This window comes from Acinetobacter sp. 22512, from assembly GCF_052044755.1.
Classification (GTDB): domain Bacteria; phylum Pseudomonadota; class Gammaproteobacteria; order Pseudomonadales; family Moraxellaceae; genus Acinetobacter; species Acinetobacter pittii.
In genome coordinates this window covers 1-21022 of sequence record NZ_JBQENP010000024.1, presented here as the reverse complement: position 1 = coordinate 21022, position 21022 = coordinate 1, and the positions used below count along the sequence as shown (strand labels likewise).

Here is a 21022-nt window from a genome sequence, read left to right as displayed (position 1 = left end):
TGCTACAGACCAGCTTTAATTAGTGACCAAAGCATGGCTGGTATCCTTCGTGAAGGACTTGATTGCTGTTCTTATCCCAACTCACCACATACCAAGTACATTGGTAACGGTCAGAGTCCCATGCAGTACGATAGGTCATGGTATTACCTTGCTGGCTCCATCCTTCAACTCGTTTACTCACCTGATCTGGACTTGAGCGGCCCCATACATTCATGAGATGTGACGCTAACATTTGATCAATATTCGGGATGGTTGACTTTAAATCAGCTGGAGCAGATTTGATTGGCTTTAATCCATAGCGAGAAGCATTGGAACTTAAGGTTTTCCCTTCATGGTACTCACCATCAACTTCTGAACTGAGATTACCTAGACTTGTATCTTGTGCTTTTGCCTGATCAACCGCGGCTATTGCCCCCGCAACAACCTCATCTTCAGCTTGTGAATGAGCAGATTCTGATTCCGGGTTTTCCACCATACTTTCAATTCCAGTGAAACCTGATTCAACGGGTTCCGATGCTGCTTGTGTTGTGGCAGATTGATTTTGTACCTTAGATTGTTCTAAAGCGAGTTGTGCTAACTGAAGTTCAGTTTGTCGTTTTTGATGTTGATTAAATAAAATACCGCCTGCAATTAACACCGCCATCATGACTACAGTTAACAACCAATATAACGGTGGTATCTTTTTAGTTGAGTTAGTGCTGTTCTTTATCATATTCATATCATTACCTTGAAATAGAGGATATACGGCGCTTTAGGGCTGCCTTCACTGGGGTAATATGTAAGTAAAAATTCTTTATTTTCAGTTATTGTCCAAATAGCTTTTTAATAAAGCTCTTGCTTCATTCAGTTGCTGTGCCTGACTTTCAATCAACTGACGAACAGATTCAGGTAAGTTCTGGTATTTATCGGGATGGAACTCAGCCATCTTTTTTCGGTAAGCAGATTGTAAGTTCTGCTCAGTCAGTGAATTAGGCTGAATATCAAGAAGTTTGCACGCTTGAAGTTGTCCACCGTTGAAAGTAGAAGTAGTAGACTGATTCATTTCATCAGCCAGACATTGATAGATAATTTTGACCAGATCAGGAAATACGGCTTTAGAAACATTGGATACACGACATAAATGGGTCATGAAGAGATCCGCCTGATTCTGCTCAACCTGACCCAGTGCCATGGCATAAACCAGTTGTTCGATCATCTCCGTACGAAGCTTGTAAGCCAGCACATCTTTCAGTTCTGCAAAGCGATGTAATAATTCTTCATATTCAAAGTTGGGATGTTCAGTCAGTAACCTTTTAATATAGTGCTGTGATGCTTCATCATTCAGCTTTACAAAATGTTTAGATATTGCATGACTAGATTCAGGATTCCACTTACCCATATTGAATGTGATGAAATAAGCAAACAGATCAATAATTACCTTCAGTTCTGCATCAATCTGTGGTGGAGCCCGATCGGTTTCTGTTTCACCCTGACAAACTTCATTTAGAAATGAAGCCAATGTTCGTACTGTGCCCTTATCCAGTTGGGTAAAGGTCAGGGTTACTATACGATTCAGTACGATGCCATGATTAATGACGCCAATATCTGCCTCGACATGATGAATACTTTTAAAGAGATAAACCGCTTCATCTCCAAAGCTTTCTTTATAAAAGAGTCCTGTCGCCGTCACACAAAGTCCAGCTTTAGCACTGCCAAATACCGTATCGTCAATTAGCATAAGGATTTCATCTGGATGAACTCCTTGAGGGAGATAACTCATAGCCCCTTGCAATTTTTTATAAGGAATAGCGGGTGCAAAATAAATATTGTCACTCGCTCTTAACATCAACATCCAACGGCTTTTCTGGAGTGATTCTCTCGATATGATTGTCATGGCAACTTCCCCAATTTAGCGACTAAAACAACCAACGTAGAAAATCAGCAGGCCAAACAAGTGCCCGACCCAAAGAATATGAACCAGAATAAATAGGGTACTGCCAAATCAAATACAGCCAATAACCAATCACAATGGTGAAATAAAGGCCAATCAATGGATGTTTCATTGTAAATTCCTCATTTTTTTAGGTAAGCCTATCCAACCCACTGCTCTATGGCAGCAGGTGAGATCAAAAGATAAACTAAGATTTAATCTGAAGATGTGCTGTTCTAAAGTTTATGTGCACATTGCTGACCAGACTTAAATGACACCTCGTCAAAATCTTCTGGCATCCTGACTTGCATCATGCCAATCGCCTCCAGCCTCTCTTTGCCATAATGTTCTTCCATCCTGTCGTAGAAACAAGAACAGAAACTGCGACTCCCTCCTGTATTCCTACAGCTTTGTTTCATACCCTTTTCGAAATCGGAAGAACAGCCAGCAATCAACAAAACACTGACACTAACCAAACCCATCAAAATTTTATTCTTCATCGTTATATCCAGTGACATAGTCATGGAGGATTGGCTTTTTTAGGCAGAACAAAGCCCTGCCACGGTGTAGCTCACATGACATATTTATTAAGTTAAATTTTTAGACGAAAAAAACTAAAGCTTGAGAAACCAGAAGTTTATCAAACCCTATAAAACTAATCGGAAGGTGTAAAAAGAATATGCATAGCCAACTCCTTATATTGGGAGTTCTGCCAAAGCATTAATTTAGAATTATGGTGGCAGAACGAAAGTGGGTTGACAGACTGGTCTCAGAGGCCAGCACACTCGAAAGTGTCCCACTTCCGTCCTACCGCTACGGAAGGGAACGAGAAGCTAGACATTAAAAGAAGATCTTTTAATATCTCTGAGAAATGGTCTGTCAAAACCAACTGGCAATGTAGGCCAGCACGCAAAGGATAATGTGCAAAATTTAAGGTGTCAATGATCTATCGACTAAGTTGTAAAGTGATTGTTATTGTTTTTCATTAGATTAATTCTTTAAACTAACCATTAGGTAAATTTAAGGATGATTCAGTGTTTCGGTTAAAGTGTCTTGGTGGTCCACTGTATGGACAAGAATATTTTCATGCACATGATGAGTTTATTTTTAAAGACAAACAGACAGGTAAGCAAACGCTGTACCGTAAACAGACTTTAGACTTCACACCGCCCCAAGAGTTTTTTGTAGCAGAGTCAATTTCTAAAACCGTAGCCTATAATCTTGCATTGCAATTAATAAAAAGGCCTTATTAAACTTAGAAAAAAATTATATATTCAAACCTTAGTCATATCTCATATTGACCCTACTTTAAGAATATGCCATGTTTCTAAAATCATTAATTTTTTTAGGTAAAAACATGCCAACCCCAATGAACCCTCATGAACAAGCATACTTTGATCAATTCAAAGAAGATAGAGAAGAACAAATTGAGCAAATCATGATTGAAAAAGGATACTCAAGAGTGGAGGCTGAGGCAACATGGGAAAAAGACTACGAGGAGGCTATTTCGACTGATGACGATTAAGTTTTAGGGCCTATTTAATGGCCCTAATAAACTTTTTAATTTAAGTAAGATACATATGTAATCATTTAATTTTATCGTTTTTACTGCAAACACTCACATCAATAATTGTATTTAAAAACATTACTTTGTACCTAAGGGCGTACAACTTTCAAGGTCTATTTTTCAGATTCACGAATGACTTGGAAAGACTGTCAACATGGCAATGAGATGGGTATGTCTTCTAGATATAAAATACCGATTTAATTCTTTGTTGCTTTAGCTTCATAAGAAGGCTAATTCAGTTATTTTTTACGACATTGGCACATCATACGAGATAAAAATTACCGAGTCCAGTTCGTGAGAAAAAGAGCTTTCTGATCTGCTTAAGTCCGTATATCGGCTTCATCCCAATATGCTCGCATTTCTGAGAAGGTTAAAATTGTCGTATAGAAGTAGGCAAAACATGAACCGAATTTAGGTTTTAAATTATTTATATATTTAATTAACTAACCTATGTAACTAACAATTCAATTATCCAGTCAATACATACAATCTAGTATTCCAGATGAAATATATATCCAAGATATATTTCATCCATGATTAATACACATGTGACCAGAGTTTAGCTCTCCCCTTATGTCTCTGCTTCCATCAGTCAATACACTTCCCCCCTGTGTGCATAACGACGACTAGTAACACCTCCACAATTAAATCTTGAATGCTCATTGAGGGCACTGCTCAAACAGTGTCCCAAGATGAGCTTTGTCTAATTGACCCAAATACATCATTCAACTTGTAGGTATATATCTATGAACCACTACATCACTAAACCGAACTTAATGTCTAGTGCTGGGCAATGGTCTTTAGACGACCTAGAAGCACTACAGCTACTTGATCAGATTCAGCAAGATTATGCCTGTTATGAGGTAAACAACGATGAAGGTGACCTAGTTGAATTTCGATTGCCTTCTCATCCTGAAACTCCGTGTTTTATTGACCGCTTACAGTTAGGGATTCATTGTCATCAGCAACGTCCTTTAGCTTCATTGCGAACGACTAAAGACATTCAGGGCAATAAGAAACTATCCGTGCAACATGCAAAAGACCTTCCAATTCAATTAGTCTCAGCATTGCCTTCAATCTTCTCCATGCCTTTGTCTGACACCTATACTGTGAGCGTAGAGTTAGAAACTATCCATTCTGTCATTCAAGACTTATCGGATGCGGAGAGACTCGTTCTAGGCACATTCTTATCAAATAGCGCTTATACCAACGAACAAGCTCAAACTTACGTGGACGCTTTGAATCAATTTCAGAATCTACTCAATGAGAGAATGAGCAGCGCTAAAGTCCGTAAACGATTGCATAACCGCAAGGCTAGTCGACTAAAGACCAAAGAGAAAATGATAGAGCTTGTACATGCCCTACTCCATGTACATTCCAAAATACTCGTTGTTAGAGTAGACCTCGGTATTATGAGAAGTCCAGAGAGTCTAATAAACCACCATATTTCATCTAACCAATGGAAGTCTGAACAAGATAGCCAATTCATTCTAAAAGCGCTTGAGCGACTTAATGAGAATGCCAGAATGAATCGGATGAAGCATGCGCTGGGTTATATCCACCGCATTGAATACGGCCCCCAGAAGGGTTATCACGTGCATGCTTATTACTTCTTTGAAGGACAGGACCATCAGGCAGATATCACTTGGGGACAGTACATTGCTAAACAATGGAAACACGTGACCAATAATCAGGGTTCGGTATTTATCTGCAATATGAAGAAAGAGGATTACCGTTATTGTGCTTTAGGAATGTTGGATTATTCTGATGTAGAGATGTTAAAGAACCTTGAACAGAGTTTTGATTATCTTTGCAAGAATGATCAGTACTTCCAATTTACGACACAGAAACGCATTCGAGGGTTCCGTATCAGCCAGACTCCAGTAATCCCTGACGTCAAAATGGGATGCCCCCGAAAGCATGATCAATCACATTTACGGATGTGCGGATAGGTTAGGTAGCTCAGTAATTTTTCTGTAAAATCTTATAGATTCCAAGTCGACATATGGTTACATACGTCCACTTATCAAACCTTGGGCATAAACAGCTCAAGGTATTTTTTCTATAAAAACACAGACCGTGTCTAAGTGAACATTCACTTACAGTCTTATTTTTTAATTCTAGAAAACCCGTTATTCGTCTAAATCAAGTAAATGATTGGACCTGATGTACTCATCAATCAACTTAAGAAACTTGATTCTTTTTTGTCTTTACGGACTGCCTTTTTCGAAATATAAAAGATATCAATCCAACCTAGGTTTAAACGATGTTCATTTTTAGGAAACTCAAGAATAATAGGAAATATTAAATTATCGCCTGAAAACACTACAATGTAATCTTTGTCAGGCACATCAGGGGTAATTGTTACGGTGAAAGTTATATGGTGATAATCCTCCTCAAGATGGGGTAGTTCTTTGCCAGCCTCGATCTCAAAGAAACATTTTAAAAATTGATTATTATTCATAAAGACCCTTTCACTAAACTCTATAGCGTACAATGAGTTTATAGCCGAGTTGCTCACTCATATATCTTAAAGCTACATAAACTTGCTAAGTAACAATTTGATTTAAAATTATTTTAAAGTTCTTTCAATAGTATCTAAAAGCTTAACTTTTTCGAAAAGTAAATCTGTAATTGCTGTCAGATTATTTTCAGGTGAGCGCCAATAAATACACAACCAGCGTTCAGTACCTCTACGATAATTTTCAACTTTCTGATCTAGATATCGTGAATCAGTTTGAGTACCTAAAATAGAAAAAGCTTCTTCTTCCAGCTCAAGCGATAGGTTAAGGATGTAAGTAATAACTTTAATGACCGTTTGTCCATCCTCTTGTTTTATCAATAACGTAGTATTAGATTTGTTTCCCCAAGCCTTATTATAAAAACGAATACCACCCCACGACTCGTACTTATTTTCAGATTCATAACCATCAATCATTTCATTAAGCTGCTGACTTAAGCTATCCACAACCTCACTAATAGTACTAGTCCGAAGCCGTTGAAGTTCCTCTATTTCCTTATAATGATCTAATATAAATTGTACACGATTCATATCTAAATTCTTTATCCGATAATAACTGTCTAAATGAAGTAAGAACTCACGAGCAAAGAGATTCCATTTATTCATTGGATTAGCCAGCATTTGCTCTGCCAAATATGGACGAATACTATTTACAATTTGTTGATACGATAAACCAAGCCAGCCTTTCTTCTCACTTTTCCCTGCAATACTAAGAATAACCCCTACAATTTGCTTATTCTTAGACTGATTTTTAGATTGAGCAAATTGGATGTAATCCTGAAAAGGATTATTTTGGTGATGATAAATTTTAGCTTCTAGCAAAATAAAACAGGTATCTGTTTCTATCCATAAATCAATACGGTTGCCCTGATGAGTAGCATACTCCCTTTCCAGCTTCACAATATTGCCTAGATCTAATTTACTCAGGCTTGCCTCTTGCTGTAAAACATCACAGAAACCCTTCCAAAATAAATCACCAAGATCATGCGATTCAGTTGGGTTCAGAAAGAACTCTAATAGTTCCGTAGTCGGATTTTCGTAATGGTTACGAATTGCTGTATCAAAGAATGTTTTTTCCCGAGGTGGTATTTTATATTTCTTCGCATTTTTGAGCAGTTGCTTATAGTGTTCAAAGATAGATAACTGCATATTTTATCCATTAATCCCAAAGCATCAGTTGATCCCATCAATCAGAACCACGATAAACTAAATCAATGAAAAATCAAGTGCTTGAAATATTTTATCACGATGCAGTAAAGTCTCTTAGCATGCTACCGCCTTAATCAACTAAAGTAACAATATTTATCACTAAGCCCCTTACCGACTTCTCATCAAATTAAGCAATATTATATTTCAGCCCTTGAAATAGTTAAAAATAAAACAATCTATTTATTTTTCATACTTTAAAAGAGCAACATATGAAACTTGATCTAACAGATAAAGAACGTTTGTTTTTATCCAACCAATATGAAATCTTGGGTACCCTGAAGAAGGATGACCATTATTTACTTCTAGCTGAACAATTGAGAGAAGGACATAAATGGTTATATCAACACAGTTTTGATGCCCTTTATGAAAACCTTCCAGATGAAGATGCTGAGTTAGTACTCAATATCCTACAAGTTTATGAAGCATTAAAAGATAGTTATGATGCTCTGACTGATAAATCAGGTATTTCTATCCAAGAAGTAAGCTTTGCTGGTTTTGATGGAAATCGTGAGCCAGAACTTATGGGGTTTGTAGATGCTTTGAACAAAGCTCACCGCTTTTCTTCTACAATTGACGCTGGCGTACTTAACTCTCACTCTCCTAAAGCAGATAGATACCAGAATATGATTCAAAAATGGAAAGAACTTGATAAATCAAATACTTTATCAAAGGAACAAATTTTATATATTTTAAGTCGATAAATGATTTATAGAGTAAAGCCCAACTAGGGCTTTACTCTACGGATTGTTTTTTATCTATCTAACTAATTCTAATCATTTCACCTTACTCAAGAAAACGCTAAATTTACGTAAAATCTTTCTATTAAGTTTCATCAGCAGGTAAGCTCGCTTAAGAATATACAAATATTTAGAGTAGATAAGGTTAGCTCCCTCAATAAATATCCTAGAGAAATGATATATAGGAGGAAAATATTCTTTTACTTTATTTATATCCAATGAAAATTGTGTAAATCATAGGGATTCATTCCAAAATTGAACTACTATTTCTAGCAGTTCAGGAATGTATAATTTTTTGTCAGGTCTACCGTATGCTTTATTACTTAGAAATACTATCTTTTAATATATGTGTTACGAACCATAGGAAAAAACGAGTTGGTTCATATTCTTGTTGAGGTAAAGTTTCTAGATCCATAGTTATAGCCATGTCTATAGGTTTATAAAATTCAAAATTAATTAATGCTTGTGGTACGTTTTTATATTTACGTGAGAAAAAACTCGAAATCTTACGATCATAAGCGATTTCATCTCTTGTATAATTACCATCTGGATTAAAAATTGAATCCAAGCCTATTGACTCATGAAGCAAATCAAACTCTTTAATTGTTATTGCATCCTCTGGTAGATATTCTTCTAACTTATTGATCAAATATTGGTTTAAATTAGTGATTATATATATTAATTGATCCAGTATAGGCTTCTCAATTTTTTTTTGTACATATAAGCTGAAAGCTCTCGCCATCATCTGACTTTGGTTTTCAATATAAGTTTGCTCTAATATTTTAAATATCTCAGCACCTAAACGTTGATTATCAGGATTATTTTGAAAAAATGTATTTACGTCATCTTGGTCCAGTTCCGCTGTTTCAAGAAAAGTTTTCACTTGTAAATAATAGATCGCATCACTTGTTTGCTTCGTGTAATTTTGAATCTCTGTAACAGAGTTTTTTATAGCTGATCCCAGCCCCATAGCCAAAGTATCAACGCCACTAATCCCTATATTTGTGGCAAGTATTTTTAATACATTTAAATCAGACATGAATATAACCCTATAATTAATAAAGTAAAGAATTTTACCTATCATTAAAATTATGTTCTAGTGCCAAAATTTAATACCATGTAATAATAGTTCGTTTTTTTCTAAGATAGACTTAAAATCATCAATAGAATTTGGAGCATACTTATCAAATATATTGGCCTGCAAATAATTTTGGTACTTCAAAATAGTTCAGTAAACAGTTCCATTTTATCCGTTCCGCCACTGTTCTTATTGAATAAAAAAGCGAGCTTTATTGTTGTGCTATCTTATACTTCAGTTTACGATCGATAAAATACTATCTATATCCTCAATAACTTCTACTATATATTACTTTTTTTTAGTTTCTAATTTTTCGAGCCTTAAATCTAATGAATAACAATGATATAGACCATGCCAGAAATGAACTCTTTTTCATGGGATTTCCATCTGATCATCAGGAAGACAAAACGAATAATGAAAAAATTCCTTATATCATTGAACAACTGGGCATCTATGAAAGATATATTCTTGACCGCTATAGCCATCAAAAGCGCGACTATATAGACCCAATCTCTATAGACCCTAATCACATCGTCAGCAATGTAAATAATGAAGCATTCAAATATGAATATTTATACGATAAAGGAGAACACACTCGTGTCATTACTCCCTATGATGACTATTTATATCTTAGGGATGAACTAATAAAAAACCCTTTTGAAATTGGCAAGATGCCAGAAGAACTTCTTTTATCTTATTTATTTTGTCTATGCAAAGATACCCGTGAGATTTTATGGAATGGCGACATCCAAGCCTGCTTATCTCAAATAGAAAAAATTGAAAAAGTAAACAAACTACTTCAAGGGCTTCTCAAAAACGCATCATACCTTTTATTCTCACCAGAGGATTGCGGTATAACTAATCGTGAGATGATGTATTTCTATCCTTTAGGTCAACAAGCAAGATACGTGGCAGATCCTGACTTTGGCGAAGACATGATTGAATTATTCAACAAAAATAAATCTAGCCAACTCAATGAATGGCATCGTACTTTATTTATTAAAGTCATTAAAGAAATAAGCTGTGAAAAGAATAAAAAATGGAACGCAGTCAATGCAATTGTTAAAGACCCAATAGTAAAAACACAGTTTCGTGAAATCATGAAAGACCAACCCAAGCAGAATTTAGATTATGCTTTAGCAGGGCGTCGTGACTATAAACAGCTATATTCACAAGCCAAGGACAGACTTGAAAAAGAACTAAAAAAGAATGCTTGGTTAAATTCTTATGCTTCCAATACGGAACGCCGTTCCCATGCTCAGGAAAGACTAAAACACTTAGACATGTTAATCGCTGAACAAGAAACACTAGAAAAAAACTTTAAGCTTGGGAAATATACTTTTATCAAAAGAAATTCATATTCAGACGATGTGATAAGAGAATGGATCGAAAATGATGAAGACTTTATCAAAGAATTTATTCAAGCATAAGTAATATATTTTCCTACCTCAGACTCCCCCATCCCAAGTGAAACAATATCTGGCAGGATTCTAACTAAAGAATACTGCTAGGTATTCTTACTCAGCTCGTAAGTTTCAGCCTCTAAAATACTCACCATTTCAATGTTCCAAGCTTAAAAGATTAATTTTTTCACAAGACTTTTTAAACTATAAAAAATAAACTAAAAATTAACATGCAAAATCATAACATTTTGATTTTTAAAAGAGTTTATTTGGATAATCATAATCTCTCAAAAAAAGAATAAAACAGTGAATAACCATATTTTTTCAGTCACTTAAAAAACAAAAATATTTTTCCTACCCATAAGGAGAATCTTAAAGAAATATCGCTAAATCATTTGTAGGATTACTCACATCATCCCACTACACAGGAACTAAGAAAGATTTTAAAAGAGAAGGATTTGCCAGCTCCTTCTCTAGTCTCAACAGAATGATGATGAGTTTCAGGCATAGGACCCTTAACTCATGTCAAACACGGGTATGACAGAAATGATACAGCTAAGTATGTAATCGCTTAGTCCAAAAGCAGTAGAGACATGACGGAGTTTAACGCTAAGAAATTGAGGACATTGATCTGTGAAAATCAGGTCACCCTTGCACCATCTGATGTTTGCCAATCACTTTTTTTATACAGTGATTTTCGGTTAGATCGGATGCTGGATATACCTCACTTTGTTCTGGAGTGTAATAAGACCCAGTTGCCAGCAGCAACGGTCAAACAGACAGATCAAGGGAGGGAATATTTTGAATATGAGGACTGGTTTAGACCATTCATTAAGATACTTGATGAACTAATAAATACCAATCCTTATTTCTTCAAGCATTTCGATCTATGTGAAGAGACTAAATGTTTCTTCAAAACATTAAATGCAATGGATAGTCCTCCAAACCTATACGGCTTGTTTGAAAGAAATTTAAGAGGAAGAAACCCAAGTAATTTGAAACAACAGATCGAGTTACTTAATGAATTTATTGAATTGTTACGTGAGGAGCTTAACAGCCCAACCGTGAAGGAGGTTATCCAGAACAGAGAGAAGCAACACAAAGAGAACTTTACGTCGTGTAAGTTGCTAATAAGCAAGTTATTCCAGAAGTACGGTCAGTTATGGGTCTTACCTGTAGATTTTGCTTATACGCCAGATCAGCAAGATTTACAACACAATCATCCAACTGACCTGAAACAGAGGTTCCATGGACCTTATCAGTTTGAGCGTCTTAAACAACAGATAGACCAACTCCTTGAGAACCGACGACGTAATAAAACCCTAAAACAGATTAAAGGGTATCTCTTTTACTTTGGACATAGCCTTAAAAAGGGTGTCTTTGTCAAAGTGATCTTCTTTCTGGATGGCAATACTTGTCAGACTGAGGATTACGTCAAGTACCTGTCTAAATACTGGAGCAGGCTGACGAATCAACAAGGCTGTACATATTTCTGTGACAGCGACTCAAGCCAATCCCCTACTGGGATTAGCCTGATCAAAGAAATGGATAAAGAACAACGGGAGAATCTCATGTTGAGTATTCAATACTACTGTCAGTTAGAACAGTTTTTTAGACTGAAATATCTAGGAGAGAACTCTTATAAACGATTACAGATGAGCCAGCCTCCTGTAATCAGTAAAGGTAAAGCAAGTGGTTTAAATCAGAATTTGAATGTGAAGAAGGGCAGATAGAATGTTAACTCAAAATCAACTTATTGAAAGTCAGGCAAATGCTGCTATAGCACAACTGCCTTATGGCCCGACCACATGCATTAATAGTCTTCAACAAACTTTCCAGAAAATCTTGAAAATCAAAGCTATTTACTCATTACAAACTGATGAGGATGGTCAGAAACGTATGGGTTTAAATCAAGCTGGACAAGAGTTTCCTTCAAACATCTCAATCATAAAAGATAGTCCTTTCACGAATGGGCGGATGGGGCATAACAAGATGAGTCCGTTCCTAGAAGCCAGCTCTTGTTTCTTCAATCAGAGTGGACTCCTCTTCATTCCCCCCAATCAAGAACTTAATCAGGATTTTATTCTGAATAGTATTCAATACTTTAATAATTCATTATTAACACGTGAATATGATCAACAGCTTAACCACTGGAATGAGCAGTTTAATGAAGGTGAACAACGGTATGATCAGTTCATGAAAGACTTAAAAAAACCTCTTAAAGGTTGCGACATGAATGAAGTGATTTGTGTCTATCCTTTAAATCAACACTTGTTTTCCAATGTTGCATTTTCAAGCCAATCAACTTTCTCGGAGTCTATCGATGGAGAAATCACACGACTCATCTGCCAAAGTAAAGAAAATGCAGTATGTGGTGTATTGGTTAAACGGGAAATCACTGTCAATTACCAACTCATCTGCCGTTATTTAGTCTTCACTGAATGTCAGTTTATTAATGATCCATGCAGTTTTACCAATCTAAGGTTCATGGAAGAGGTTAAACGTTTGGTAGAACCTAATAGTCAGAATCAGGTGGTATTAGCATCCACCCCCCTAAATGGATTTCTATTAAGTAACCGATTCATCAAGAAATCATCTGATTACAAGGAACAGATGAAACGTTTGAAAACGTATGTGGTAGGTACAGATAAGTTCATCAGAGTGGGTGGAACTCATCCTACTTTTAAAGTTTTGTTTTCTAAATTTGAAGTTAAACAGTAATAGAGGTAAGTAAAATGGGAGTTATGCATAAATTTGATATTGACCCTCGAATTAGTCCAAAACAATTCATGGAATTACTAGGCTGCAAGACAACCTGCTTTTACGGGAAAATTAAAAGAGGTGAAATAAAAAAGCCTTATTACGATGGGAAAAAGATTACCTATTGGCATGCCTCTTATGTCAAAGAGATTGTTGAAAAGAATAAACTTCTGTAATGAGCTTATTTCCTAACCTGCTTCGATTTGCTAATATGCCCCTGTACAAGGGGCATATTTTTTGTAGTTTGTATAAATTTTGAAAACGGGTATAACAACGGGTATACGAAGTTAAAAAATACAAATAATCATTAAATATCAAAACTTTAAAACCAATTAAAAATTCAATAACTTTAAAGATTAATATCTTGTCGGCCATTTAAAGCTAAGGTAATCCCATGTCTCAATCCAACCGTCTATCAAAACTGGTAAAAGCAACTTCAAAATTCCCTAAAGGCATTCGGAGCACGCTTTGGAGCAAGGCGTTTGGTCGTATCGTACCAATGGTGGGTACAGCAAATATCCGCTATCTGGAAGTAGACTCAAACCACGTTACTGTCCGTTTAGATAACCAAAAAAATATGCAGAATCATATTAAAGGCGTCCACGCTGCGGCTATGGCTCTTTTAGCAGAAACTGCAACAGGTTTTCTAACCGGTTTACATATTCCCGATAATCGAATTTTATTAATCAAATCATTACATGTAGATTATTTAAAAGTGGTTGAAGGCGGTTTGACTGCTACAGCAACATTGTCTGTTGAACAACAAAAGTTTATTGCAGATAATGAGAAAGGCGAACTTGTGATTCCTGTTACTGTGATTGATGATGCAGGCAATGAACCAATTCAATGCCAAATGCTCTGGGCATGGTTACCTAAACGTAAGAAATAATAACTAATCTAAAGTATTTTTAGACGGTTATTTACCTCAAGATATAAAACTAATATTTTGTATCTTGAGGTTAAAAATGAAAAAAATATTAATTCTTTCCTCTTTATTTACCAGTTTAATATTTACAACAATAACGGCTCACGCGACTGAACCCAGCATTAAAACCAGTAAAGTAACTTCGGCTAAATCAGAAGCTATTGATAAAGTAAGTGCTCAAAACAAAAGAATAGTGACCGACTTTTATGAAGGTGTCTTTTTAAAACATAAAGTTAAAGAATATGCAGACCGCTATATTGGTCAACAATACATTCAGCACAATCCTAATGTTCCAGATGGGAAAGCACCTTTCGTTAATTTCTTCACTGAAAAATTCCAAAAGAATCCGCAAGCTAAAAATGAGATTAAACGTGCGATTGCTGAAGGTAATCTTGTCGTTTTACATGTCCATTCGACTGAAAATGAAAAAGATCGAGGAAGAGCGATTGTTGATATATTCCGTGTTGAAAATGGAAAAATCGTAGAGCATTGGGATGTAATACAAAATATTCCTGAGCAAAGCAAAAATACAAATACGATGTTTTAATTTCTAAAAACTCATTTTTCTTTTGAATAAAGATTAAAGCCTGAATACTAATATTCAGGCTTTCTGATTCTTATTGAGTTTCCAAAAACTTTTGTTTCGCTTCTTCAGGTATTTGACGCTTATTACCTTTTACATCTACTGCTACAAAGGTAAAAACTCCTTCAGTAATGCGTATTGGTTCACGAGAGTCATCATGACTATCCCAAACTTCAATTTGCATCTGAATAGAAGTATTTCCAACTTTTAAGATCTTGGTATAGCAGCTAATGACAAAGCCAACTTTTACCGGAACCAAAAAGGTCATTTGATTAATAGAAATCGTAGCACAGCGACCACGACTGAAACGTTCTGCGTGAATTGCTCCAGCCAAGTCCATTTGTGACACAATCCATCCACCAAATACATCACCACTCCAGTTTGTATCTGCTGGCATGGCAATCGTTTGTAAGGATAAAATTCCTTCTGGTTTGGTATAAGCTTCTGACACCTTAGCTCCCGAAATTCGTTTGAAGTTGTTGATCGAGCCACTGTTGCAATTCAGGCGCACGTAATGCACCGCTAATACGCGCGACCTCTGTCGTTTTATTCATTAAGACAAGTGTCGGAATACTTCTCACATGAAAAGCTTGGCTCAAGCGAGGAGATTCTTCGGTATTAATCTTGGCAAAGATAACGCCTGGATTTTGTTTTGCGACCTGCGCAAAATGTGGAGCCATCATTTTACAAGGTCCGCACCATTCTGCCCATAAGTCTATAAGAATAGGTAGATCACTATTCGTGATGTAGTTACTAAAATTTTGCTCATTTAACTCAATAGGTACAAGCGGTAGTAAGGGCTGATGACATTGCCCACAGCTTGGTTGCTCCGGAAGTTTTTCTTCTGGAACTCGGTTTTTAGCACCACACGATGCACATACAATAATCATTTACATCACTCCTATATGCTGATGTAAAAATTCTAATTGGGTTGTTACTGCTTTTTCAAACCATGAACCGTGATAGATATCAAAATGTTTCATATCCCATTCATGATAATTCACAAAAGGCGCAATATTTGTCGCAGCTTCACGGCTTGACTCAATAGGAATAAGCGAATCTTTTTGAGCAGCAATAAATAAAACAGGAATATTAATCTGGCGCACAACTTGAATTGGACGGTAGCGCATCAGATTAAAGAAGACACGAGCTGGGACTTCCCCACTCCAATAATAGTCAGGATTTACAATCGATAAATAGCCATAATAACTATCTGCGGTAGGCATAAAGCATAGGTTATGTTGATCAACAACAGGTAATCGCTTTGGATTAAGCCCCATCTTTGATCCCATATAATCCTGACTCGATAGCTTTAATGCTTGGGGATAACGCTGTAAAGGATAGAGCTTGGCAGTTTCAGCGCCATCTACATATGGAATTTGTACTAAAACTGCTTGAATATTCTTTAACTCAGAAGCTAGGCTTAGCGCATATCCCCCACTTAAAGAAGTTCCCCAAAGCACAATCCTTCGGTTATCTACAAGTTTACAAGTCGAAGCATACTGAATCACTGTCTTCCAATCTTCTAATTGTAAATTGATAGAGACCATTTCTCTAGGCTTGCCAGTACTACCGCCCCAATATCTGTAATCAAATAAAATAACAGCGTAACCTGCTTGTGCAAATCGCTGGGCATACTGAATGAGTTTAAATTGACGCAATCCGGCAAAACCATGCGCCATGATAATTACCGCAGATTTATTATTTGTTTTTGGAATATAAAAGTCAGCTGCGATCATTTCCTGATCACATGGAACATATAAAGGCTCAACCGTATAAGCGTGCATATGTGCTCCGTGGCATTATGGTCGAAGTAATGAATTTACAAAAAACATCCTGATCGCCTTTTAAAAATCTAGAGCTGTTCTATGACATAAGTTTTATCTATGTAGGAACAACGTTTTAGTGTCTTGTATCTCAGGTTAAGCTTAATGCTATGATACAGCATAAGAGGTTTTGTTAAATTTTGGAGTGACGAAATGTCAGATAATGTTGGTTTCGCAGGTCAAATTGGTCCAGAACACGTTGGCCAAGTTGTAGAAAAAGGATTTAAATCTATTATTAATAACCGACCAGATATGGAAGGCGGCCCAGAACAACCTACAAGCGCTCAGATTGAAGAAGCAGCACGTCAAGTAGGCTTAGACTATGTTTATCAACCTGTTGTAGCTGGACAGATTACTGAGCTAGATGTACGTACTTTTGCTAATCATTATAATGAATTGCCAAAACCTGTGCTGATGTTCTGCCGCACAGGAAACCGTTCAAATAATCTATATCAATTAGCAAAACAAATGGATTTATTAGACGATTAAATTATTGAATGAGCCAACGAGAAGCTCTATTTTTCCTAAAAAGTAGAGCTTTTATTAATAAAAAGAATATATACAACTGTATCAACTCAACAGATATATAAATAATTTTCAGCTAAAGTATTAAAATCACATTAAATTTCTCAGTTCTCTTATGAATAAACTTATATTTTTATTGGTCAGTTGTCTTATTCTTAGTGCATGCTCATCTATGCAGGTCCGACCTACCGTAGGAGTTAGTATGGGAACACAACTCTAAAAAAAGAAGCAGCTTAAATGCTGCTTCTTTTTATATTAATTACCATTTGAACAATTTGGATCTATTCCATATGGGCTTTCTATATTTGGCCCATTAAGATCAGTAAGATTAACATCTTTCGATAGATAACCTAAAGTTAAAGATGTAGATCCTTTAATTAAACTTCCCGAAACTGTAGATTTAGCAGTTAACTGAACAGTTAACCATGATGCATAAATTTTAGGATATTGAATTTTAAGATCAAAACGTCCATTTGCATCTGTCGTATATTTATTATTGGTTGCAGCGGTACCTGCACTGTTGATATACGATACAACTTGGACTGTAGAATTTTCTTTAAGCGGCTTTAATTGATTAATAACGTCCCCATTCACATTTACAGCTTGGACTGGTGATGTACAGGCTGTTCTAATAACAGGAAGATATTCATCTGGTTTACCATCAGTTGGATTAGAAGTATCAACAAACCCATATCGCCCCTTATAATACGCAAGAGCATTAACGCCCATGACTACATCTTGATTGGGTATCGGTTTACCATCCACATCAGTCACTTGTACTGAAATATTTTTATAGTAGTAGACTCCATCACTTGAATCTTCCATTGTGGTCGGATTATATGCTACGGCAATAGCGCCTACTGCTACTGGTACATCAGAATTAACCACATCAAGTTTATAAGTATAAATTTTTGTAGATTGGCCAAAGTTTGCTTCTAAAACAAGATCATCTGTTACGAACTGAGCAGCACTATATGATGAAGTTCTTTGATTTTCACTAAAAGATAAAGTATAGGTGATCTGACCATTTGCATCAGTTTGTGTCGTATTAGGAGTAAATTTGACACCATTTAAAACTGAATTTCTAACTTTAAGTGTAATCGCTTGGTTTGCTAAAGTTGCACCATTTGCATCTACAGCTGTTAATGTGACGGTTGTTTGATCACCTCTAACATTTAGAGAGGTTTTTGTAGCATCAAACAATACAATACTCGTAGTATCAGCTTCGACAGTACTGTTGCTACCTGTTACTGTCACTGTCTGTTCTTGAGTAAGTGTACCATTATTCGTAGAGACTTTTAATTTAAAACCATTTTTCACCAACTCATTTATCGAACTCGATGTTTTTGGTGTTTTTATAATGTATATAGCATTACCTGCCGCATCAGTAGTTTGAGTAGATACGCCTTCTATAGATACGTTATTTGTTGGATCATCTAATTCCAAAGTGATATTAGCACCAGCAACACCGCCTTTATTCTTATCTAAAGCTCTAACAGTAACAGTTAAAGTATCATTCGTTGCAGCAACTGATAATTTATCTAGTTCTATCTTTAAAGCTGTAGCAGTCGCTTGCTGAGATCCGCTATTACTACTTCCAGATGATGAGTTACTATTTGATGAACCATTTTGGTAATAGCCATCACCGCCTCCCCCACCACAACTTGCTAACATAATTGACACAGCAATAGCCGACAACTTTAAGGTAAGTTGTTTTTTATACATACTTTTCATTTCCCCAATCTTTCCTAAAGGTATAAGATTTTTTAATTATTTATATTATTAGTGTAATCATATTCACCATACTCTGTAAACATAAATTACATTGTGTTTTATTATGTAACTTATTAAGTGAAAACTTATAGATATTGGAATTTATAATGTTCGATATTATTATCATTGGCGCAGGTACTGCTGGTATTAGCGCATACAAAGAAGCCGTTAAACATACCAACAATATTTTAATTATAAATGATGGACCATGGGATACCACTTGTGCCCGTGTAGGCTGTATGCCAAGTAAAGTTCTCATCTCTACAGCAAACCGTATGTTTGACATTCAAAATGCTCAAGAGGTTGCTTTAGATGTATCTGCAAATATTAATACTGATCAAGTAATGCAGCATGTACAAACTTTACGTGACAGATTTACACAAGCAACTTTAAAAGATGTAGATCAATGGCCGACTGAGCATAAAATTTCTGGCAAAGCATATTTTATTGATGCACAAACTGTAGAAGTTATCGGAAAACAGTATAAATCAAAAAGTTTTATTCTAGCGGTTGGTTCAACTCCTAATTATGATCAAATTTGGAAGCAAGAATTAGGAAACCGGCTTATAACAACAGACCAAATATTTGAGTTAAAAACACTTCCTAAATCTATTGCTGTAATTGGTAGCGGTGTAATCGCTCTTGAGATCGCACAAGCTATGCATCGCCTAGGTGTAGAAACAACAATCTTCGCTCGCAGTAAACGAATTGGAATCCTAACCAGTTCTAGACTTCAACAGCTTGCTCAAAAAGAGCTAGGAAAAGAATTAACAATTCTATTCGAGACTTTACCGAGTGAAGTTAAATGCAGTCAGGAAAATGCTGTATTAACTTACCAACTTGATGAAACAGAGAAAACTCTCAAAGTTGAATATGTTTTAGCTGCAACTGGCCGTACAAGTTTAATTGATACTTTAAAACTAGAAAATATTGATAATTCATTCAAAGATATTAAGTTATTACCTGTAAATGCTAAAACTAAGCAGCTAGATACATATCCAGTTTTTATTGTTGGGGATGCTTACACCTCAACACCACTACAGCATGAAGCAGCTCATGAAGGTAAAAAAGTTGTTTATAACTGTTTAAATTATCCACAGGTTAATTCAGTTAAGACCCTTACTCCATTAGGAGTTGTGTTTAGCCATCCTGAAATGGCGATCGTAGGTCAAAGTTATAAACAGCTAAAAGATGAAGGTATAGATTTTATTACAGGCGAAGCCTCTTATGAACGACAAGGAAGAGCTATAGTTCTTGGAAAAAATAAAGGTGCTATTGAAGTTTATATAGAAAGGGAAAGCCAAAAGCTTCTAGGTGCTGAGCTATTTACAGAAGCAACTGAACATATGGCCCATTTATTAAGCTGGATAATCGGTGAAGAATTAACGCTAAATGATATTCTAGAGAAACCCTTTTATCATCCGACTTTAGAAGAAGGTCTTCGAACTGCTCTAAAGCATGCGCGTAGACAACTGAAGTAATCTATTTTAGAAGAGCCCTTTATTAATCAAAATTGGCTCTTCTCTACTTCACATTGCTTTAATTAATTCATTTGATGGGAAATAACCGCAACTAATGAAGCATTCTTTTCAGATGAACTAGTATATATCCATGTCTCTAAAGGCTTCCCATTTTTAGAAATAATATAATTTGTTGTGGTCAAATTCTTATCTTTAAATACTTCTTTTTTATAAGTTAGGCCCGTAGATTCTGGAGGTAGCCAGTTTTCTAAATTCTTCTGAATTTCAGTTGAATTTCCTTTATTTATAAATAATGAACATACGCCATTATCGAGTTGAGTAATAAAAAATTTTCCTTCAGAAGAACTTATCATCCAAGCATGACCATTATAATCTTTTAAAAAATGCGCAGCATATTCATTAGGCATTTGGATAAATCCCATATTTTTTGCTTGTTTATTTATTAATTCTGGATTTCCTCTAGAACTTACACAAATATTTAAAAAAGCTTTTGTACTATACAAACTTTTCACAGTTTCATTAGCATATATACAACTACAACTCAGTGTTGTAGCCAATATAAAGGAAAATATTTTAAATTCTGAAAATTTCATGATTAATACTCTTGTTATCATTCTAAATAATGTGATTTATATCATAATTCATTCTAAAGTTAGTCGGGGATTTAGATTTTTTTATCGCAATAAAGAAACACCCCCATTCATTGGAACGGGGGTGTTTAGAAT

23 protein-coding genes are annotated in these 21022 nt (G+C 35.7%); 11 read left to right on the top strand and 12 right to left on the bottom strand.

Annotation, left to right across the window (positions count from 1 at the left end):
• Positions 1 to 19 precede the first annotated feature (19 nt).
• From ACTJJG_RS17135 to ACTJJG_RS17120, 4 genes are all read right to left on the bottom strand, one after another.
• Positions 20 to 718: a hypothetical protein gene (locus ACTJJG_RS17135; protein ID WP_001985473.1), complete on the bottom strand. Its 699-nt coding sequence runs from the start codon at positions 716 to 718 to the stop codon at positions 20 to 22.
• An 81-nt stretch (positions 719 to 799) separates the two neighbouring features.
• Entirely contained in the window at positions 800 to 1825 is a 1026-nt protein-coding gene (locus tag ACTJJG_RS17130; RefSeq protein ID WP_000942649.1) for a J domain-containing protein, read from the bottom strand.
• 70 nt (positions 1826 to 1895) lie between these two features.
• Positions 1896 to 2042 (bottom strand): hypothetical protein, encoded by a 147-nt coding sequence (locus ACTJJG_RS17125; RefSeq protein ID WP_000682545.1) that lies wholly within the window; start codon positions 2040 to 2042, stop codon positions 1896 to 1898.
• Between the two features lie 103 nt (positions 2043 to 2145).
• On the bottom strand, positions 2146 to 2409 hold the full coding sequence (locus ACTJJG_RS17120) for a hypothetical protein (RefSeq protein WP_000790977.1): 264 nt from the start codon (positions 2407 to 2409) through the stop codon (positions 2146 to 2148).
• 534 nt (positions 2410 to 2943) lie between these two features.
• Here ACTJJG_RS17120 and ACTJJG_RS17115 point away from each other — a divergent pair.
• The 3 genes from ACTJJG_RS17115 to ACTJJG_RS17105 all read left to right on the top strand — a co-directional run bounded on the left by ACTJJG_RS17115 (position 2944) and on the right by ACTJJG_RS17105 (position 5428).
• Entirely contained in the window at positions 2944 to 3162 is a 219-nt protein-coding gene (locus ACTJJG_RS17115; protein WP_000489162.1) for a hypothetical protein, read from the top strand.
• Positions 3163 to 3230: 68 nt separating this feature from the next.
• On the top strand, positions 3231 to 3434 hold the full coding sequence (locus tag ACTJJG_RS17110) for a hypothetical protein (protein WP_000479026.1): 204 nt from the start codon (positions 3231 to 3233) through the stop codon (positions 3432 to 3434).
• A 788-nt stretch (positions 3435 to 4222) separates the two neighbouring features.
• Positions 4223 to 5428 (top strand): hypothetical protein, encoded by a 1206-nt coding sequence (locus ACTJJG_RS17105; RefSeq protein ID WP_372552835.1) that lies wholly within the window; start codon positions 4223 to 4225, stop codon positions 5426 to 5428.
• 227 nt (positions 5429 to 5655) lie between these two features.
• Here ACTJJG_RS17105 and ACTJJG_RS17100 read toward each other — a convergent pair whose 3' ends face one another.
• Both ACTJJG_RS17100 and ACTJJG_RS17095 read right to left on the bottom strand, forming a co-directional pair.
• Positions 5656 to 5940 (bottom strand): hypothetical protein, encoded by a 285-nt coding sequence (locus tag ACTJJG_RS17100; RefSeq protein ID WP_372552836.1) that lies wholly within the window; start codon positions 5938 to 5940, stop codon positions 5656 to 5658.
• 108 nt (positions 5941 to 6048) lie between these two features.
• Positions 6049 to 7146 carry a PD-(D/E)XK nuclease family protein gene (locus ACTJJG_RS17095; protein ID WP_001177189.1) on the bottom strand — a complete coding sequence of 366 codons (1098 nt, stop codon included), beginning with the start codon at positions 7144 to 7146 and terminating at the stop codon, positions 6049 to 6051.
• A gap of 269 nt (positions 7147 to 7415) precedes the next feature.
• Between ACTJJG_RS17095 and ACTJJG_RS17090 the strand changes: the two genes are divergently transcribed.
• Positions 7416 to 7907, top strand: a complete 492-nt coding sequence (locus ACTJJG_RS17090; RefSeq protein WP_000762710.1) for a YfbU family protein — start codon at positions 7416 to 7418, stop codon at positions 7905 to 7907.
• Positions 7908 to 8262: 355 nt separating this feature from the next.
• Here the strand turns inward: ACTJJG_RS17090 and ACTJJG_RS17085 are convergent, their stop codons facing one another.
• Positions 8263 to 8982 carry a hypothetical protein gene (locus ACTJJG_RS17085; RefSeq protein WP_001281706.1) on the bottom strand — a complete coding sequence of 240 codons (720 nt, stop codon included), beginning with the start codon at positions 8980 to 8982 and terminating at the stop codon, positions 8263 to 8265.
• Positions 8983 to 9350: 368 nt separating this feature from the next.
• Here ACTJJG_RS17085 and ACTJJG_RS17080 point away from each other — a divergent pair, with 368 nt between their 5' ends.
• The 5 genes from ACTJJG_RS17080 (at position 9351) to ACTJJG_RS17060 (ending at position 14656) form a co-directional block, all read left to right on the top strand.
• Positions 9351 to 10451 (top strand): hypothetical protein, encoded by a 1101-nt coding sequence (locus ACTJJG_RS17080; RefSeq protein ID WP_176326760.1) that lies wholly within the window; start codon positions 9351 to 9353, stop codon positions 10449 to 10451.
• 566 nt (positions 10452 to 11017) lie between these two features.
• Positions 11018 to 12157 (top strand): hypothetical protein, encoded by a 1140-nt coding sequence (locus ACTJJG_RS17075; protein ID WP_000134309.1) that lies wholly within the window; start codon positions 11018 to 11020, stop codon positions 12155 to 12157.
• Position 12158: 1 nt separating this feature from the next.
• Positions 12159 to 13145: a hypothetical protein gene (locus ACTJJG_RS17070; protein ID WP_000957703.1), complete on the top strand. Its 987-nt coding sequence runs from the start codon at positions 12159 to 12161 to the stop codon at positions 13143 to 13145.
• A 433-nt stretch (positions 13146 to 13578) separates the two neighbouring features.
• The gene (locus tag ACTJJG_RS17065; RefSeq protein ID WP_014207651.1) at positions 13579 to 14073 is read left to right on the top strand and encodes a DUF4442 domain-containing protein; all 495 of its coding nucleotides are present in this window, start codon (positions 13579 to 13581) and stop codon (positions 14071 to 14073) included.
• 76 nt (positions 14074 to 14149) lie between these two features.
• Positions 14150 to 14656: a nuclear transport factor 2 family protein gene (locus ACTJJG_RS17060; protein WP_032056729.1), complete on the top strand. Its 507-nt coding sequence runs from the start codon at positions 14150 to 14152 to the stop codon at positions 14654 to 14656.
• Positions 14657 to 14726: 70 nt separating this feature from the next.
• Here ACTJJG_RS17060 and ACTJJG_RS17055 read toward each other — a convergent pair whose 3' ends face one another.
• The 3 genes from ACTJJG_RS17055 to ACTJJG_RS17045 are packed head-to-tail and all read right to left on the bottom strand — an operon-like array spanning position 14727 to position 16479.
• Complete coding sequence (locus ACTJJG_RS17055; protein WP_002116010.1) at positions 14727 to 15143, bottom strand: acyl-CoA thioesterase; 417 nt, start codon at positions 15141 to 15143, stop codon at positions 14727 to 14729.
• Position 15144: 1 nt separating this feature from the next.
• On the bottom strand, positions 15145 to 15582 hold the full coding sequence (trxC, locus tag ACTJJG_RS17050; RefSeq protein ID WP_032056730.1) for a thioredoxin TrxC: 438 nt from the start codon (positions 15580 to 15582) through the stop codon (positions 15145 to 15147).
• A complete protein-coding gene (locus tag ACTJJG_RS17045; RefSeq protein ID WP_032056731.1) occupies positions 15583 to 16479 on the bottom strand; it encodes an alpha/beta hydrolase in 897 nt (298 codons plus the stop codon). It lies immediately after the preceding gene.
• Between the two features lie 192 nt (positions 16480 to 16671).
• Here ACTJJG_RS17045 and ACTJJG_RS17040 point away from each other — a divergent pair, with 192 nt between their 5' ends.
• Complete coding sequence (locus ACTJJG_RS17040; protein WP_002116083.1) at positions 16672 to 17007, top strand: TIGR01244 family sulfur transferase; 336 nt, start codon at positions 16672 to 16674, stop codon at positions 17005 to 17007.
• Between the two features lie 291 nt (positions 17008 to 17298).
• Here the strand turns inward: ACTJJG_RS17040 and ACTJJG_RS17035 are convergent, their stop codons facing one another.
• Positions 17299 to 18777 (bottom strand): Ig-like domain-containing protein, encoded by a 1479-nt coding sequence (locus ACTJJG_RS17035; protein ID WP_032062606.1) that lies wholly within the window; start codon positions 18775 to 18777, stop codon positions 17299 to 17301.
• 146 nt (positions 18778 to 18923) lie between these two features.
• Here ACTJJG_RS17035 and ACTJJG_RS17030 point away from each other — a divergent pair, with 146 nt between their 5' ends.
• Positions 18924 to 20297 (top strand): dihydrolipoyl dehydrogenase, encoded by a 1374-nt coding sequence (locus tag ACTJJG_RS17030; protein ID WP_440608988.1) that lies wholly within the window; start codon positions 18924 to 18926, stop codon positions 20295 to 20297.
• Positions 20298 to 20359: 62 nt separating this feature from the next.
• On the opposite strand, the gene ACTJJG_RS17025 is transcribed toward ACTJJG_RS17030, so the two are convergent.
• On the bottom strand, positions 20360 to 20890 hold the full coding sequence (locus ACTJJG_RS17025) for an NMCC_0638 family (lipo)protein (RefSeq protein ID WP_032057792.1): 531 nt from the start codon (positions 20888 to 20890) through the stop codon (positions 20360 to 20362).
• Between the last annotated feature and the right edge of the window lie 132 nt (positions 20891 to 21022).